Source organism: Paenibacillus terrigena DSM 21567 (assembly GCF_000374845.1).
GTDB classification, from domain to species: domain Bacteria; phylum Bacillota; class Bacilli; order Paenibacillales; family Paenibacillaceae; genus Paenibacillus_K; species Paenibacillus_K terrigena.
The window spans coordinates 398,259-413,478 of record NZ_KB895413.1 but is presented as its reverse complement, the minus strand read 5'-3'; the positions used below and the strand labels follow the sequence as shown (position 1 = coordinate 413,478).

The following is a 15,220-nucleotide window of genomic DNA, read 5'->3' as shown; positions in this document are numbered from 1 at the left end:
TCGGGATTAGTATATCGACGAGATCCTTATTTTAGAATACATTTTTTCCGAAGGTTTTCTTACCGATTAGGCAAGGTATACGTTGTCAAATACCCTGCATCCGAGAAACGGTAAAAATCATAGTAGTAGTGTACGTTTTCGTTCGGTTTGGACGCTTTATAGAACACTTGCCATACATACTGCTGTTCCCAAATGCCTGGTACGATTGTAATGATATCTGCGCCAGGCGATCGACTTAATACTTTCGCTTGTATCGCTTCCTTCGTCGAACCTTGCTTCAGTTGCTCCGTATGTACGGAAGTTCCCTCTTGATTGACCCACACCACTAAATTCTGATCCTGCTCATCCAGTCCATTGACGATATAATATACATCTTCCCATACAGACTTCTGTATCCCTGTTACCTTCTTCAAGGATGATTGCTCTAAGGCAGCTTTCGTTGCCCGATCTTCTGCAAGCCATTCACCGCTCTGTACATTCCGATAATATAAATGTAGTCCGAGCAAAATCAGTATAATGACAGATATGATAATAACGATCCATCTTCTTTGCATCTGTAACTCCCTTAACGCGCTAACAATCCGTCGAAGCAAGCTTGTGCTTCACGCATAATTTTCTCTTCGTCGAGGGTTAGACATTCACGGTTCTTGACGACCTGTTTGCCATCTACCCATACATGCCAAACATCTTGTGCTGCACCCGAGTAAATCACATGGGAGATCAGATCTGTATGCGGCTTATAGTGCGGCTGATCAATGTTAACAGCGATGAAATCGGCTTTCATCCCTGCACGAAGCAATCCTGTCACATTATCCAGCCCAATTGATTTCGCTCCATATTCCGTGCCTAAGCGCAAGGCTTCCAAGGCAGGCACAGCTGTCGGATCACCCGATACCCCTTTATGAATTAGTGCAGCAAGACGCATTTCTTCAAGCATATCGAGGTTGTTGTTGCTCGCTGCGCCATCCGTACCAAGCGATACCGTTACGCCTGCTTTTAACAAATCCGGTACTCTCGCAACACCGCTCGCTAGCTTCAAATTGCTGCCAGGGTTGTGCGATACACTTACGTTGTAACGTGCAAGCGTCTCAATCTCATCATCTGTCAAATGTACCGCGTGCGCAACAAGCGTCGGACGTGTGAATACACCTAACTTCTCTAGATGCGCCACAGGACGAAGCCCATACTCATTCACATTCTGCTGTACTTCCGCTGCCGTCTCCGACATGTGCGTATGCATTGGCAGGTCTAGATCATGCGCTGCTTGTACGAACTTCTCAATGAACGCAGGAGGACAGGTATAAGGCGCATGCGGCGACATCATCGTCGTAATTCTGCCATCCGCCTTGCCATGCCAATCCTTCGCAAATTGAACCGCCTCCGCAAGCTTCGCCAGCTGGACATCCTCAGGACATAGACCAATTGCTCCACGCATCAGCACCGCGCGAATACCTGATTCGTCTGTCACTTTTGCTACTTGATCCATGTGATCGTACATATCGAGGAAGGTTGTCGTTCCACCTTTTAACATTTCCAGGACAGATAACGATGTACCCCAATAGACATCCTTCGAGGTGAATTTGCCTTCCATCGGCCACATTTTCTCTTGGAGCCATACTTGCAATGCAAGATCATCACCATGACCGCGCAACAGGGACATTGCTGCGTGACCATGCGTATTCATTAAACCAGGCAAGAACAATAGCCCTTTGCCATCCATAACCTCTACATCTTCAGGAATCACCAAATCCGCTGGAAGCTGCTCGCCTACATACCGAATTTGATCCCCTTCTATCACCATAACCCCGTGAATTACAGGTTTATCTGCGTTCATAACGGCGAAATAGCCGTTCTTAATGATCCATAGATTCTTCTTCATCTTCGTCCATATCCTTCCCATTGTGCAAGTAGTACGCCAAGCTCAATAAATCCGTTGTAAAATCAGCTGTGTGCACACGCACATGCTGAGGCACTTTTAAGATGACCGGTGCAAAATTCAGAATTGCTTCTACACCCGCATTCACAAAAGCGTTTGCCACATTTTGTGCTTCCATCGCAGGAACGGTAATAATACCGATACGAACATTATGCTCACGAACAGTCGCTTCTAAATCCTCCATCGGCTGAACAACAATATTATTAATCTTGCTGCCGATCTTCGGCTGATGTGCATCAAAAACAGCTACAATTTTCATATTATCCTTAAGATATGTATTGTAGTTACTTAATGCTTGGCCAAGATTACCTGCCCCGACAAGAGCGACATTAATCTGCTGATTCAGCTTCAAAATTTGGCGGATTTTCTGAATTAAATAAGCAACATCATAGCCAATCCCTTTACGCCCGAACTCGCCAAAATACGCTAAATCTTTACGGATTTGAGCTGGATTTAAATCCAGCTTCAATCCGAGATCCTGCGAGGAGACCGTAAGGACTTCACGCTGCTGCAATTCACTCAAATAGCGCAAATAAATGGGAAGACGGCGTACAACTGCTTCAGATATTTTCATTGTTTTCATGGATGACTCCCCTCTCTTCCTCGTCCGACAGCCATTCTTGCATTCGAGGCACGATTTGATCTAGCCGCATATGCTCCATCTTCGGACCTGGTAAAGAATATAAGAAATACTTGCCATAATAAGATTCAATAACACGTGTGTCATAAATAATGACGATCCCACGGTCTTGCGCGGTACGTACCAATCGCCCAAACCCTTGCTTGAAGCGAATAACCGCCTGCGGAACTGACAATTTCATGAATGGATTCTTCTTCTCCTTCTGTAGCAGCTCCGACTTCGCTTCAATGAGCGGATGATTCGGCGGCTGGAACGGAAGCCTCACAATCGCCAGACAGGTTAGCGCATCACCAGGAATATCGACGCCTTCCCAGAAGCTGCTCGTACCGAGGAGAACGGACGCCGATTGATCCTGGAACCTGCGAGTTAACTTACTCCGATTCCCGCTGTCAATGCCTTGTCCGATAACCTGAATTTGATGCGGGCTTAGAAGCTCCTTGAGTGGATCGTACACCTGCTTCATCATCCGGTACGATGTGAACAGGACGAGCATTCTGCCATGCGTAGCCACGGCTGCGTCAGCCAGAGACTTCACTAAGGTCTGCACGAAATGTGCATCCGGATTCGATCCTTTGAGCATCGGGAAATCGCGTGGGATCACCACTAGCGCCTGTTTACGATACTGGAAGGGCGATGGGAGCACCATGCTCTGAAGCCGTCCTTGATCCTGTGCTTCCTGCAATCCTAACTGCTCAATCATGTATTGGAAAGATTTATCAACCGATAAGGTTGCTGATGTGAGCACGATACTTTTCTTCGCATCGAAGAAATATTCCTTCAGCTGAGCGCTGACATCTGCTGGAACAGCGAATAATTGCAAGGATTTACTACGGAAATGACTGCTCGCTTCCATCCAGAATACGACATTCGGCTCCTTCATTTTCATAAAGTATCGGATATCATCACGCGCACGCGCCAAATCCTTCACCGTTCCGGATAAATCCGTCACGGCCGCTTGAATCCCATATTCCTCCTGTATATCCCGCAGATCTTGCAGCAATCGCTCAGATTTACGAACGATTTCGTTCAAGAGGGCATTCAGCTGATCTTCGAGTACAGAAGCAGCATCCCAATCATTTGGCATTTTTTCTGTCTGAAGTCGATATACATATTGGCCCTGCTCTTGATTCGCATCACTTGTCCGCTGCGGCATCATACTGAACAGAATTTCCGTTAACTTATCCCACATCTCTTTGGCATCAACAAGCTGCGTATAGGAATCTTCAATAATTTCACATGCCATTTGCGCCTTCTCATCAGGAATAACATGGAGACGATTGCGCAGCGTCGGCAATTGTCCATTCTTACTATCCTTAAGCAAGCGCAGCAAGGTATGAACAAGACTGAAATATTTCACATGCAGACCGAGATGCTTCCCGGCGACTTCCTCGAGATGATGGGCCTCATCAATGACAAGATGATCATAAGCAGGTAAGAATCGATGATCCACCTTGATATCTGTAAATAATAAGGAATGATTCGTAATAATCACATCTGCGATATTTGCTTCATGGCGAGCGCGATGGTAGAAGCATTTGCGGAACCAAGGACAAGCTCGATTCAGACAAGAATCCGTATCACTAGCAACCGTATCCCAGAAATCGGCTCCTTTATTGCCAAAATGCAGCTCTTCATTATCGCCATGCTCTGTCTCGGCAATCCAGACCAGCATCTGTGCTGCTGTAATAATATCTTCCTTTGGCGTAATGAAATCTTTTGTATTTATTTTATGTTCAAACTTCCGCAAGCACAAATAATGGCTGCGACCTTTTAATACCGATACTCTGAAATCAACCGGTAATATCGTCTTGAGAAGCGGCACGTCTCGCTGTCGAATCTGTTCTTGCAGATTAATCGTGTGTGTACTGACGACCACTTTATTGTCATTCTTGACACTGTAATAAATCGAAGGGATCAAATACCCTAAGGATTTACCCGTTCCTGTACCCGCTTCCAACAGAAGATGATGATCATCCTCTAGCGCTGAATTCACTTCATGGAACATAATATTCTGCGCTTCACGCTGTTCGAATTGAGGAAGGAATTGTCGTAGACGATCAATCGAATCGGTACAGAACTGTTCGAAGGTCTGACCTTCTAGCGGGTTGGTAAGCAGTTCTTCTCGAGGCGGAGGAATCTCCGTCCAATCCTCAATATGGAGCGAGAACTGACGAAATGAACGACCACTATCATCGGTAATGACCGGACGCATCTCTCGGTCAGCCAGCAGTTCATGCATGAACCAGTTCAGATCGCTGTCATCTTGCGCGAACAAATCAGCTAATCGTTGAATAGCTAAGAGCGGAAGATCATCCAACTTCTCCAGACACTTCAGTAATACATGAGCAGTAGCTAAGGCATCGCTGTCCGCTTGATGAGGACGCTCGTGCGGAATATCGAACCACGATGTTACTGCGCTTAATTGATACGTCGTTAATGCAGGAAAGCAAATCCGCAAGAAATCGATCGTATCCAAGATTCGACCTGTGAATGGCAAATAACCCGTCTGATCCAGTGCCTGCTGCAGAAAGTTAAAGTCGAATGCGACATGGTGTGCCACCAGCACGACATCACCAAGGAGAGATACCATCTCCATCATCACATCATCTAGCGTTGGTGCATCAGCCACATCATCATTTGATATCCCGGTTAACTGGGTAATAAAAGGTGGGATATTCGTGCTTGGTTTCACAAGAGAAGTGAAAATTCGATCTATGGATAAATCATGATCTATAATAACAAGCCCAACCTGAATAATTTCATCGGTGGGCTGGTTTCCTGTTGTCTCAAAATCGAGAACTGCGAATTTCATCGTAATAAGGTCCCTTCGTTCCAATGATCTCTTAAGCATAACAGATCACCCGGAATTTTGGAATCAGAATGGATTACATAAAGGAAGTTAATTCGCTGCCATACTGATAAGCGCCTTCGTATTCCGTGCTTTCGCATAGCTTCAAATTGGTGAGCGGTTCTTGAAAGGTCGGATCTGCTTGATGGGCATGATGGAAATATTCTTGCGCTTTCTCGATATTCTGATTTTGCGCTTGAATACAGCCTAGAGCATTGTAAGAGATGGCCTTCAGCTTCTTGCTCTCGGTAAGGGGAATAATAAATTGAAAATGTCGATAAGCATCATTGAACTCATTCAGCTGCAGGTAAGCCATGGCCAAATAAATACGTCCAACCAATGAATCGGGATAATGCCGGATCACTTGCTCGAACGCTTCAGCGGACAAATCATACATACATAATTTGTAATAACCTTGTCCACGTTGAAAAGCTTCACTCTGGCTCTCAGGAAGAACTGTCACCGATGCATGATCAGGCTGACTTTCACGCAGCACTCCCATCTTCTCTTCGAACCGGAGCCATTCCTCGACAATCCCGTCACTCATGGATTTCAGCAAGGTTAATTTTTGCTGCAAGTCCTGCTTAGCCCCACCTTGAGCCTTTGGATAATGCACAAGAATCTCATCCAACATTTCGTTCATCGTCGCAAATAAATGTTGAAACATAAATGCACCCCACCTCTAGCGAAAGTGAAATAATGATGATGTACAACAGCTACATGTTCATTTTTCGTAAAGGCGGGGCTTTTCATACTGGAAACCAACGATTAAAGAATGGTGGCGTGAATTTCCTGATTGGTCTGGCTTACGATTTGATTATTCGCACCAAGAATTACAACTTGTGGTTTATAATTCTTGGCTTCTTCATTCGACATCATCGCATACGAAATAATAATGACCTGATCGCCTGGTTGAACAAGTCTTGCGGCAGCGCCATTCAGACAAATCACGCCTGACCTCCGCTCTCCAGGGATGACATATGTCTCTAGTCGTGCGCCATTGTTATTGTTCACGATCTGTACAAGCTCATTCTCCCACAAATCCGCTGCTTCCATTAAATCGCGGTCAATCGTAATGCTTCCAACATAGTTCAAATTCGCTTCGGTTACTGTCGCCCGATGCAGCTTCGATTTCATCATATTTCTCATCATATTCCGTCAACCCCTTATAAAATTCGGTTATCGATTAAGCGTGTTGTGCCAAATCGAACCGCGAGTGCGATGATCGCTTGACCTTTATGTGCTTGAAGCGATGCATTAATTCCCAGCTCCGTCAATTGTGGAAAAGATAAGATCTCAACATAATCGATATCGGCCAAAGGCGATGTCTCAATATGTTGGATAATACGATCCCGTAATTGGGATACGGTTGAGACTTCTTCGGATTGCATCCACGCATCAATCCGGCATAAGGACTGTGATAAGACAAGTGCTTCTTGACGCTGTTGTTCCGTTAAATAGACATTGCGTGAGCTAAGTGCAAGGCCATCCTCTTCACGAATAATCGGACATGGCACGATCGTTACTGGGAAATTCAAATCAGAGACCATTTGCTGGATAACAGCCACTTGCTGTGCATCCTTCATGCCGAAGAAAGCATAATCAGGCTGGACGATATTGAACAATTTGGAGACGACCGTCGTAACGCCATCAAAATGTCCAGGGCGTCTAGCTCCGCACAGGAGCGTCGTCACTTCATCGACTTTGACTTTCGTCTTCGTAGGTGTCGGGTACATTGAATCCACCGTTGGCAAGAAGACAAAGTCCACACCTAACCGCTTAGCGAGTGCTAAATCACGCTCCGCATCCCTAGGATACTTATCTAGATCTTCGTTCGGGCCAAATTGAATCGGATTGACGAAAATGCTCAATACTACGATATCGCACTGCTCTTTCGCTGCTTGTATTAGACTTGCATGGCCTTCATGTAAATAGCCCATCGTCGGCACAAAGCCGACTGTTGAGATACGTCCTTCATTTGAACGCTCTTGACGTAAATGAGCTAACTGATGGCGTAGCTCTGTAATTTGCTCGATTGCGATCATTGCACGGTTTCCGCCTTTCGTTCCTGCTTGCGTGCGCCATAGAGGCTCTCTACAACGGTATCTTCCGCTGTAAAGACATGCTCAGGCGCTGGGAAGCTGCCTTCTTTGACCTCTTGCACATATTGTGAAATGCCCTGCCGGATTAACGATCCAACATCGACATAGGTTTTGACGAATTTCTTATTTCGATAAGGTGATGCATAGGTGACCACATCATGGAATACGAGCACTTGCCCATCACATCCGCGCCCTGCGCCAATGCCAATGGTTGGAATATTTAGCTGCTCTGAGATGTATGTCGCCACTTCTTCCGTTACAAGCTCCAAGACGATGGCAAATGCACCGGCACGTTCCAATGCTTTGGCATCCTCGAGCAATCGCTTTGCATCCTCCGGGACCTTCCCTTGTACACGGAATCCGCCAATTTGATGAACCGACTGTGGTGTTAAGCCAATATGTCCGACGACAGGTACGCCTGCTTTGACGACCGCATCCACAGCAAGGGCAATCTCTGACCCGCCCTCCATCTTAACCGCATGCGCTCTACCTTCCTGCATCAACCGCGCCACATTGCGAAGCGTCTGATCTACACTGCCGTGATACGTCATGAACGGCATATCAGCGACCACAAAGGTGTCCTGGGCACCACGAACGACGGAACGGGTATGATAGACCATATCATCGATCGTCACCGGAAGTGTTGAGTCATAACCAAGAACCACATTCCCCAAGGAATCTCCTACGAGGATCATGTCTACCCCGGCTTCCTCCGCTAAAATCGCAGATGGATAATCATACGCTGTAATCATGGTGATGGGGTTCTTATCCACCTTCATTTGTTTGAACTTCGGAATTGTCAGTCGTTGTTTACGTTTCATTTCTGTCATGTTCATCATCCCTTCTTTTTTGTATTGTGCGCAAAACAAAAAAACCTTTTAGCATTTCCACTAAAAAGGTCACCGTACAAAAAAGAATCATGGTGCTGATCCTTCTGTCTCGGTCCCTTCGGCTCAGAGCAGAATCCATAGTCCACTAAAATATAGAGTTCAATTGGAATGCTAGTACGAATCTGTCAGAGTGCAGTTCAATATGAGATTGATACTGCCTCTATACAGACCAGTATAACAAATTCAATGCATATTTTCATCTGTGAAATTCCACATCGCCTGAGAAAATTTTGCGTCGTTCGCCTGTTGCCGATTCGGTAATCCATAGTGCGCCAAGCTCGTCCAGCTGCTCTGCGATCCCTATCACCTTGCCTTGCAGCGTATTAATGGTAATCGGACGGTGCAGTGAGATAGATAATGCCTCCCACAATGTACGGATGGGCGCGAAGCCTTGTTCGTTATAGAGCGCGTACAGCGTCTCGAATTCCGCCAGGAATTCCGTAATAATCGCTGTACGATCTACCTTAGAGCCAGATTCAATCTTAAGCGAAGTGGCAACCTCTCGCAGCGGCTCAGGGTAGTCTTCCGGATCCAAATTCACACTAATACCTATGCCTGCGATACAATAGCGGACCCGCTCATCCTCTGCACTTGACTCGAGCAGAATTCCGCTAATTTTCTTCGTTCCCACGAGGAGATCATTCGGCCATTTGATGCCGATCGATATCGGAACAAGTCTTTGAAGGGCACGGCATAATGCCACGGCAATAAGTAATGTTAATTGTGGTGTGAACTGTAAAGATGTCTGCGGTTTCAGGATCAGACTCATCCAGATTCCTTTACCGGATGGAGAATGGAACGCTCGCCCCATACGGCCTCGCCCAGACGTCTGTTCTTCTGCGATGACTAGAGTTCCTTCCGGCGCTCCTTGCTCAGCCATTTGCTGAGCTATGATCTGAGTTGAGGGTGTCGATTCCAACAATTTGATCTGCTGACCCATCACCGATGATTTCAACTGACTGAGCAGCATAAGTGTATTTAATCGGTCCGGCTTCTGCTTCAGACGATAACCGACACGCGGAATAGCGTCGAATTCATACCCCTGATTCCGCAGTTTGTTGATTTGTTTCCATACCGCCGTACGGCTAATTTGCAGCTGTCGGCTAATTTCCTCACCTGAGATGTACGAGTTCGTATTGGCTAACAACAATTGTAATAAGGGTTCACTCATATTCATGGATCACTCGATTCACTTCGTCTAGGATTGCGCTGCGAGTATTCGGAATCTCTCCGGTCGCAACGCGGTACAACATTTGTTTCAATAGATTCCCAAGCCATGGCCCAGGCGATTTCTTGAGATGCTTAACAATATCTTGTCCTCGCACGGCAAGGTCAGCTAACTGGCTGATCTCAAGTGCCGCTAACCATGCTGCTCCGTGTACATTCAGTTCATGGATCAAGGTTCCTTCTTGTTCACTATCCTTGAACCGGCGCAGTACAAATAGCTGATCAGCCTTAAGTAGATCTAACATTCTTCCTGCAGTTACTTTGCCATAGTCCACGATCGCACGCGTCCATATTGGACGTACCAGTCCCTGTACACCTAATTGCTGTGCAGACTCGACTCGCTCTACCATCTGCAGCAGCTGGACGATATTCGCAGCCGTATGGTTAGCAAATTTCAATCGCTGCATCAGACTTCCTGCCGTCCCGGGTGAGACCTCACAGCGTGTGAAGAGTAGAGCCCATCGCGTAATAGCATCTGCTGAACCATCCCATGATTCTCTAGATACCGTATCGCTGGCCAGTTCAATCCGAGATTGGAAGATATCATCGTCTATAACAAGCTCGGATAGAGATGACTTGGTACAAGATAATAATTCACTTCGAACGAGAAGCTTCATCCCTCGTACAAGGCTCAAAAGAGACTTCTCTACGATCTTCTCCAGTTCCGTACGCACGCGCTCCATTGCAATAAATTGCAGCTTATCTCGGTGCATCTGCAACGCATGCCAAGTCGGTTCGTCGATCTTGCAATCATAACAGGCTGCAAAACGGATCGCACGAAGCATCCGAAGCGCATCCTCCTGAAATCTCGCATCTGCCTCACCGACGCATCTGACAATACGATGCATCAAATCACTCTGCCCCTGAAAAGGATCGTGGAGCTTACCTTTGACATCTAATGCCAGGGCATTAAAGGTAAAGTCTCTGCGCTGCAAATCGCCATCAAGATTCTGAATAAAAGCAACCTCCGTTGGTCGTCGATATTGCTCATATTCAGATTCTTCGCGGAATGTGGTTACCTCGAACAAGTTATCGTCGATTACCACCGTAATCGTTCCATGCTGAAGCCCTGTTGGAATGGTATGGTCGAAAATAGACATAACCTCTGCTGGTAACGCAGAGGTTGTAATGTCTACATCATGAATGGGTTTATGGAGAATGGTATCTCGAACACAGCCCCCAACAAGATAGGCTTCAAATCCAGCCTCATTTAACTGCACAAGCACGGATTTCGCTCCCGCAATCAAAGATGCATCCGCTTGAATTTGATCCCACATTTACGTGCAGCCCACCTTTATCAAGGACTCTGGAATGGGACGCCCAAGTACACGATAATAGATTTTCTCATATTCAGCTGTAATAAGATCATTACAGAAGACATTGCGAGCCCGATTGAGACAATTTAGCCTGAATCGTTCCATCAGTTGCGGATCGGTTAAGAGACGCAGCGCATAATCTGCCATATCATCTACATGGCCAATCTCTGCCAAGTAACCTGTCTCGCCATGCGTGACGAGTTCAGGAATTCCTCCAGCGATTGAACCAATCGTTGGAACACCGCACGCCATTGCTTCTAATGCAACGAGACCGAAGCTTTCCTTCTCCGAAGGAAGCAACAACAGGTCTGCAAGGGAGATCACCTGTGCGACATCGTCCTGTTTACCTAGGAATGTCACGCGATCTTCTAAGCCGAGCTCACGAATTTTAGACTGAACTTTCGGTAAATCCGGACCTTCGCCAACCAGCAACAATCGTGTCGGGGTCTTGCTCTGAACCTTCGCGAACACATCAATTACATCGCTAACGCGTTTGACGGGACGGAAGTTCGAGATATGCATCATGATCTTCTCGTTAGGCAAGGCAAACTCTTTACGCAATCCGTTACAGTTACGCGGATAATATACACGTTTGTCCACGAAGTTGTACGTGAGATCAATGTCCTTCGTGATATCAAGCAACTCATGCGTCTCACGAATCAGATCCTTGGAGACCGCTGTGACGGCATCACTCTGATTAATTGCAAGCCGAATCAGGTCTTTCAAGGACTCATCTTGAGCAAGTACCGTAATATCGGTGCCGTGTAGTGTCGTGACCACTTTCAAAGGATGATCACCAACCATTTGCTTCGCGAGATAAGCACATACCGCATGAGGCACAGCATAATGAACATGGAGAATATCCAGCTGCTGCATCTTAGCAACCTGAGCCATCTTCGAAGCTAACGAAAGATCATAAGGTGGATATTTGAATACATAATAATCGTTCACTTCGACTTCATGATAGAAAATATTTTTCTGAAATGCTCCCAAGCGAAACGGAATGCTGTGCGTAATAAAATGAACTTGATGTCCTTTTTCTGCTAATAGTTTTCCTAATTCTGTCGCCACAACACCCGAACCGCCTAGAGAAGGGTAACAGGTTATTCCAATTTTCAACGATTCTCCCATACTCTCGGTCCTCCTAATAACTAAAGGGTCTTAGCTACAAAATTATATTCCGTCATTCTCTAAAAAAGATTAACCAAATAAGGTGGCTTGCTCACAAAACCCTCTGCATAGCCGACAAGACGCTTCTGCCCAAGCATCCGGTCACGAGCCTCCACCCGCTCCAAATACCCTTGATTCAGCGGTGTAGCAACGATATCATTCCCTGCCTTTGGCGCTTCGAATTGAGAGCCATATGCACGTAGAGAGTCCATCTTCTGATCGTACACTTCTGTAACATCCACCATCATCGTCGCAGGTCCTAGATCGTTAATAAAATAAAAATAAAACTGCTCTACCGTCCATGGAGATACCTCAGGCATATAGCGACGAAGCTTGGCATTAAATACAGCCTCTTCGACCAACCGTCCGCATTGAACATGATCGGGGTGACGATCTTCCCAGTAGGGTGCGAACACGATTCGCGGACGCAATCGACGAATTTCTGCTACGATCTGATCGATCTGCTCCAGAACCGAACGAAGTCCTCGGTCCGGTAGTCCTAGAATGCTTCGTTCTGACAATTGCAATACTTGGCTCGCAGCCTGTGCTTCTTGTTGTCTTAATTCTACATTCCCATTCGAGGACATTTCGGCAAAGGTTAGATCACAAATCCCAACACGCTGCCCTGCCTTCGTATGCTTCGCAATTGTCCCCCCCATGCCGATCTCCGCATCATCTGGATGCGCACCGAACACGAGGATATCTAAACCTACACTCATTCTTCTACACCTGGTTTATATTTATGGACAAGCTCTCTCCATGCAAAATCCCCACGGCCTAGCGCCTTCACAAGAATCTCCGCTGTTGCAATATTGGTCGCAACAGGAATGCCTTGTACATCACATAGACGCAGCAAAGCAATAATATCCGGTTCATGGGGCTGCGCCATCAATGGATCACGCAAGAAGACAATCAGATCCATCTCATTCTGAGCTACAAGCGCACCAATTTGCTGGTCTCCGCCAAGCGGACCCGACATGAAACGATGGATATCGAGTTCAGTTTGTTCCATAATACGAAGTCCTGTCGTCCCAGTCGAATATAAATGATGTCCTTTAAAAACCTGCTCGTAGGCAATAACGAAATTCACAATTTCATCTTTCTTGCGGTCATGTGCGATAAATGCAATCTTCAACATGTCTCATCTCTCCACTCTCTTATCTATTTCCAGCCTCATGCTGGATCAATCAATAAAATGTTCAAAACCGTAAATGAGTCCTGTATATTCCATTACTTTATGCACGGCTAAATTGACACCCGGCATATAACCCGCACGCTCATAAGAATCGTGACGAATTTTGAGGGTCTGGCCAAATCCGCCAAAAATGACTTCTTGTTGAGCAAATACACCCGGCAGGCGTACGCTATGTATGCGGAATCCATTATAATATCCGCCACGTGCCCCTTCGATCGTCTCATGCTCATTCGGGTTGCCCTGACGCAGTTCCTCGCGAACCTCCGCAATTAGTTCCGCCGTCTTCACCGCTGTACCTGATGGTGCATCGAGCTTCTGATCGCCATGATACTCAATAATCTCAAGATTCGGGAAATATTTTGCTGCTTGTGCAGCAAACTTCATCATGAGAATCGCGCCAATTGAGAAATTCGGGGCGATGAGTCCTCCAATGCCCTGCTGCTTACAGTGCTCGTCCAACTCTGCAATTTGTTCTGGGGTGAACCCGGTCGTACCGATGATCGGACGAACCTTATGCTGAATGGCTAAGCGAGTATTGGCAAGGACCGTATGTGGGGTTGTGAAGTCTACCATCACATCAGGTTTCGATTCCACCAGTGCAAGTTCAAGATCCCCTGTGACCTCCACCCCACAAGCCGGCATGCCAACCATCGTTCCTGCGTCTTGCCCGACCTTGCTTGGGGAAATGGCTGCAACAAGCTGCAGCTTCTCATCCTCTAACACCATTTTAACGACTTCTCTACCCATACGGCCGCCTGCTCCAACAACCGCCACGCTAATCGTCTGTGACATAGTAACTCTCCTTCGATATATTGTTCAGATCCAAATGTAAATGATCTTTATACTGTTCCAATAAATTTTCAACCGCCCTATTATAAGGATCTAATTGCTGGGCTTCTTTGATCACTTGAATGGCTTGGTGATAATCCTTCAACTCCGCATAAGCCATCGCTAGCATGATATATGACTCAATTGCGAGCGGATCCAGTTGAACGGCTTCTCGCAGCAGCAGAATGGCATAATGGGTCTCACGAACTGTCTGTGTGAGCACCTTCTCTGCCTCCTGTGTATGCTGCTTTGCCAGAAGGAAATTCAAATGCGTGCGAAATCCTTCATTGCTCGGGTCATATTGCAAAGCTAATCGCGCCTGTTCGAGCGCATTCGACAGACGGTTGCTGCGCATATACGTCATCGAGAGTTTATAATGATGATTGGGATTATTCGGATCAAGCTTGATAGCCTTCTCGAACCAATCGATCGCCTGTTCGAAGTCGTTCTGTAATATGGATTGAAATGCTTTATGAATACACTCCTCCGCAGTCATACGCTCACCTCTCTATCAGTACACTTGGTTAAGCATATGATGCGAGGATGGTTTCGGTGTATCCTCCACCTTATTCTTTTGCTGCGTTCTCAATCTTGGTCCAACGGTTTGCATCTCGTGTATTAAATTTATGCATGACCTTATTATGCGCCTCGGTCAGATCAATGCCTAATGAATTTGCAAAACAAACCGTAATGAATAAAATATCTCCGAGCTCCAGCTCAATGGAGTTATCGGCTTCGGATGCTTTTTTCTTCTTCTCGCCAAATTCATGGTTCACCTCACGCGCCAATTCCCCGACTTCTTCGGACATCCGTGCGAGTAGTGCGAGCGGGCTGAAATACCCTTCCTTAAACTGCGAGATATACTGATCGACTTCACGCTGAATGTCAGCTAATGATTTCTCTTCCATCCGGTTCTTTACTCCTATCGCATTGTTGTCAATTCATTTAACTCATTTTGACCACTTTATGAACATGTACTATTATCCATATGTTACTTCAAAGCACCTTTGAAAACAAATCATTTTTTAAACAACATAAAGAAGGTATACTAAAGATATTATGAACAAT

The 15,220-nt window shown here is 46.2% G+C and carries 16 protein-coding genes; all 16 read right to left on the bottom strand.

What is annotated here, in order from left to right; translation table 11 throughout:
• Nucleotides 1–59: 59 nt before the first annotated feature.
• The 16 genes from C558_RS0106090 to C558_RS0106015 all read right to left on the bottom strand — a co-directional run bounded on the left by C558_RS0106090 (nt 60) and on the right by C558_RS0106015 (nt 15,060).
• A complete protein-coding gene (locus C558_RS0106090) occupies nt 60–554 on the bottom strand; it encodes a cell wall elongation regulator TseB-like domain-containing protein (protein WP_018755359.1) in 495 nt (164 codons plus the stop codon).
• Nucleotides 555–565: 11 nt separating this feature from the next.
• Nucleotides 566–1,879 carry an amidohydrolase gene (locus tag C558_RS0106085; protein ID WP_018755358.1) on the bottom strand — a complete coding sequence of 438 codons (1,314 nt, stop codon included), beginning with the start codon at nt 1,877–1,879 and terminating at the stop codon, nt 566–568.
• Nucleotides 1,854–2,519 (bottom strand): redox-sensing transcriptional repressor Rex, encoded by a 666-nt coding sequence (locus C558_RS0106080; protein ID WP_018755357.1) that lies wholly within the window; start codon nt 2,517–2,519, stop codon nt 1,854–1,856. Before C558_RS0106080 ends, C558_RS0106085 begins: the two co-directional genes overlap by 26 nt.
• A complete protein-coding gene (dinG, locus tag C558_RS30490; protein WP_018755356.1) occupies nt 2,497–5,388 on the bottom strand; it encodes an ATP-dependent DNA helicase DinG in 2,892 nt (963 codons plus the stop codon). Before dinG ends, C558_RS0106080 begins: the two co-directional genes overlap by 23 nt.
• A 73-nt stretch (nt 5,389–5,461) precedes the next feature.
• Nucleotides 5,462–6,091: a tetratricopeptide repeat protein gene (locus C558_RS0106070; protein WP_018755355.1), complete on the bottom strand. Its 630-nt coding sequence runs from the start codon at nt 6,089–6,091 to the stop codon at nt 5,462–5,464.
• A gap of 101 nt (nt 6,092–6,192) precedes the next feature.
• The gene (gene panD / locus C558_RS0106065; RefSeq protein WP_018755354.1) at nt 6,193–6,576 is read right to left on the bottom strand and encodes an aspartate 1-decarboxylase; all 384 of its coding nucleotides are present in this window, start codon (nt 6,574–6,576) and stop codon (nt 6,193–6,195) included.
• Nucleotides 6,577–6,590: 14 nt separating this feature from the next.
• Complete coding sequence (gene panC, locus C558_RS0106060) at nt 6,591–7,469, bottom strand: pantoate--beta-alanine ligase (RefSeq protein WP_018755353.1); 879 nt, start codon at nt 7,467–7,469, stop codon at nt 6,591–6,593.
• A complete protein-coding gene (gene panB, locus C558_RS0106055; RefSeq protein WP_026263753.1) occupies nt 7,466–8,347 on the bottom strand; it encodes a 3-methyl-2-oxobutanoate hydroxymethyltransferase in 882 nt (293 codons plus the stop codon). The genes panC and panB overlap by 4 nt, the downstream gene beginning before the upstream one ends.
• Before the next feature lie 265 nt (nt 8,348–8,612).
• Nucleotides 8,613–9,593: a biotin--[acetyl-CoA-carboxylase] ligase gene (locus tag C558_RS0106050; RefSeq protein WP_018755351.1), complete on the bottom strand. Its 981-nt coding sequence runs from the start codon at nt 9,591–9,593 to the stop codon at nt 8,613–8,615.
• Entirely contained in the window at nt 9,580–10,920 is a 1,341-nt protein-coding gene (locus tag C558_RS0106045) for a CCA tRNA nucleotidyltransferase (protein ID WP_018755350.1), read from the bottom strand. The genes C558_RS0106050 and C558_RS0106045 overlap by 14 nt, the downstream gene beginning before the upstream one ends.
• Nucleotides 10,921–12,090 carry an N-acetyl-alpha-D-glucosaminyl L-malate synthase BshA gene (bshA, locus tag C558_RS0106040; RefSeq protein WP_018755349.1) on the bottom strand — a complete coding sequence of 390 codons (1,170 nt, stop codon included), beginning with the start codon at nt 12,088–12,090 and terminating at the stop codon, nt 10,921–10,923.
• Nucleotides 12,091–12,149: 59 nt separating this feature from the next.
• Nucleotides 12,150–12,848: a bacillithiol biosynthesis deacetylase BshB1 gene (bshB1, locus tag C558_RS0106035; RefSeq protein WP_018755348.1), complete on the bottom strand. Its 699-nt coding sequence runs from the start codon at nt 12,846–12,848 to the stop codon at nt 12,150–12,152.
• On the bottom strand, nt 12,845–13,267 hold the full coding sequence (gene mgsA, locus C558_RS0106030) for a methylglyoxal synthase (RefSeq protein ID WP_018755347.1): 423 nt from the start codon (nt 13,265–13,267) through the stop codon (nt 12,845–12,847). The genes bshB1 and mgsA overlap by 4 nt, the downstream gene beginning before the upstream one ends.
• Nucleotides 13,268–13,312: 45 nt before the next feature.
• A complete protein-coding gene (gene dapB, locus C558_RS0106025) occupies nt 13,313–14,116 on the bottom strand; it encodes a 4-hydroxy-tetrahydrodipicolinate reductase (RefSeq protein ID WP_018755346.1) in 804 nt (267 codons plus the stop codon).
• Complete coding sequence (locus tag C558_RS30485) at nt 14,100–14,648, bottom strand: tetratricopeptide repeat protein (protein WP_018755345.1); 549 nt, start codon at nt 14,646–14,648, stop codon at nt 14,100–14,102. Before C558_RS30485 ends, dapB begins: the two co-directional genes overlap by 17 nt.
• A gap of 70 nt (nt 14,649–14,718) precedes the next feature.
• Nucleotides 14,719–15,060, bottom strand: a complete 342-nt coding sequence (locus C558_RS0106015) for a nucleotide pyrophosphohydrolase (RefSeq protein ID WP_018755344.1) — start codon at nt 15,058–15,060, stop codon at nt 14,719–14,721.
• Between the last annotated feature and the right edge of the window lie 160 nt (nt 15,061–15,220).

Excerpts from the sequence above, each read along its gene's own strand:
- dinG (WP_018755356.1), bottom strand. The coding sequence starts at position 5,388 with ATGAAATTCGCAGTTCTCGATTTTGAGACAACAGGAAACCAGCCCACC.
- panD (WP_018755354.1), bottom strand. The coding sequence starts at position 6,576 with ATGATGAGAAATATGATGAAATCGAAGCTGCATCGGGCGACAGTAACC.
- bshA (WP_018755349.1), bottom strand. The coding sequence starts at position 12,090 with ATGGGAGAATCGTTGAAAATTGGAATAACCTGTTACCCTTCTCTAGGC.
- C558_RS0106090 (WP_018755359.1), bottom strand. The coding sequence starts at position 554 with ATGCAAAGAAGATGGATCGTTATTATCATATCTGTCATTATACTGATT.
- C558_RS30485 (WP_018755345.1), bottom strand. The coding sequence starts at position 14,648 with ATGACTGCGGAGGAGTGTATTCATAAAGCATTTCAATCCATATTACAG.
- dapB (WP_018755346.1), bottom strand. The coding sequence starts at position 14,116 with ATGTCACAGACGATTAGCGTGGCGGTTGTTGGAGCAGGCGGCCGTATG.
- C558_RS0106015 (WP_018755344.1), bottom strand. The coding sequence starts at position 15,060 with ATGGAAGAGAAATCATTAGCTGACATTCAGCGTGAAGTCGATCAGTAT.
- C558_RS0106050 (WP_018755351.1), bottom strand. The coding sequence starts at position 9,593 with ATGAATATGAGTGAACCCTTATTACAATTGTTGTTAGCCAATACGAAC.
- panC (WP_018755353.1), bottom strand. The coding sequence starts at position 7,469 with ATGATCGCAATCGAGCAAATTACAGAGCTACGCCATCAGTTAGCTCAT.
- C558_RS0106070 (WP_018755355.1), bottom strand. The coding sequence starts at position 6,091 with ATGTTTCAACATTTATTTGCGACGATGAACGAAATGTTGGATGAGATT.
- panB (WP_026263753.1), bottom strand. The coding sequence starts at position 8,347 with ATGAAACGTAAACAACGACTGACAATTCCGAAGTTCAAACAAATGAAG.
- mgsA (WP_018755347.1), bottom strand. The coding sequence starts at position 13,267 with ATGTTGAAGATTGCATTTATCGCACATGACCGCAAGAAAGATGAAATT.
- C558_RS0106080 (WP_018755357.1), bottom strand. The coding sequence starts at position 2,519 with ATGAAAACAATGAAAATATCTGAAGCAGTTGTACGCCGTCTTCCCATT.
- bshB1 (WP_018755348.1), bottom strand. The coding sequence starts at position 12,848 with ATGAGTGTAGGTTTAGATATCCTCGTGTTCGGTGCGCATCCAGATGAT.
- C558_RS0106045 (WP_018755350.1), bottom strand. The coding sequence starts at position 10,920 with ATGTGGGATCAAATTCAAGCGGATGCATCTTTGATTGCGGGAGCGAAA.
- C558_RS0106085 (WP_018755358.1), bottom strand. The coding sequence starts at position 1,879 with ATGAAGAAGAATCTATGGATCATTAAGAACGGCTATTTCGCCGTTATG.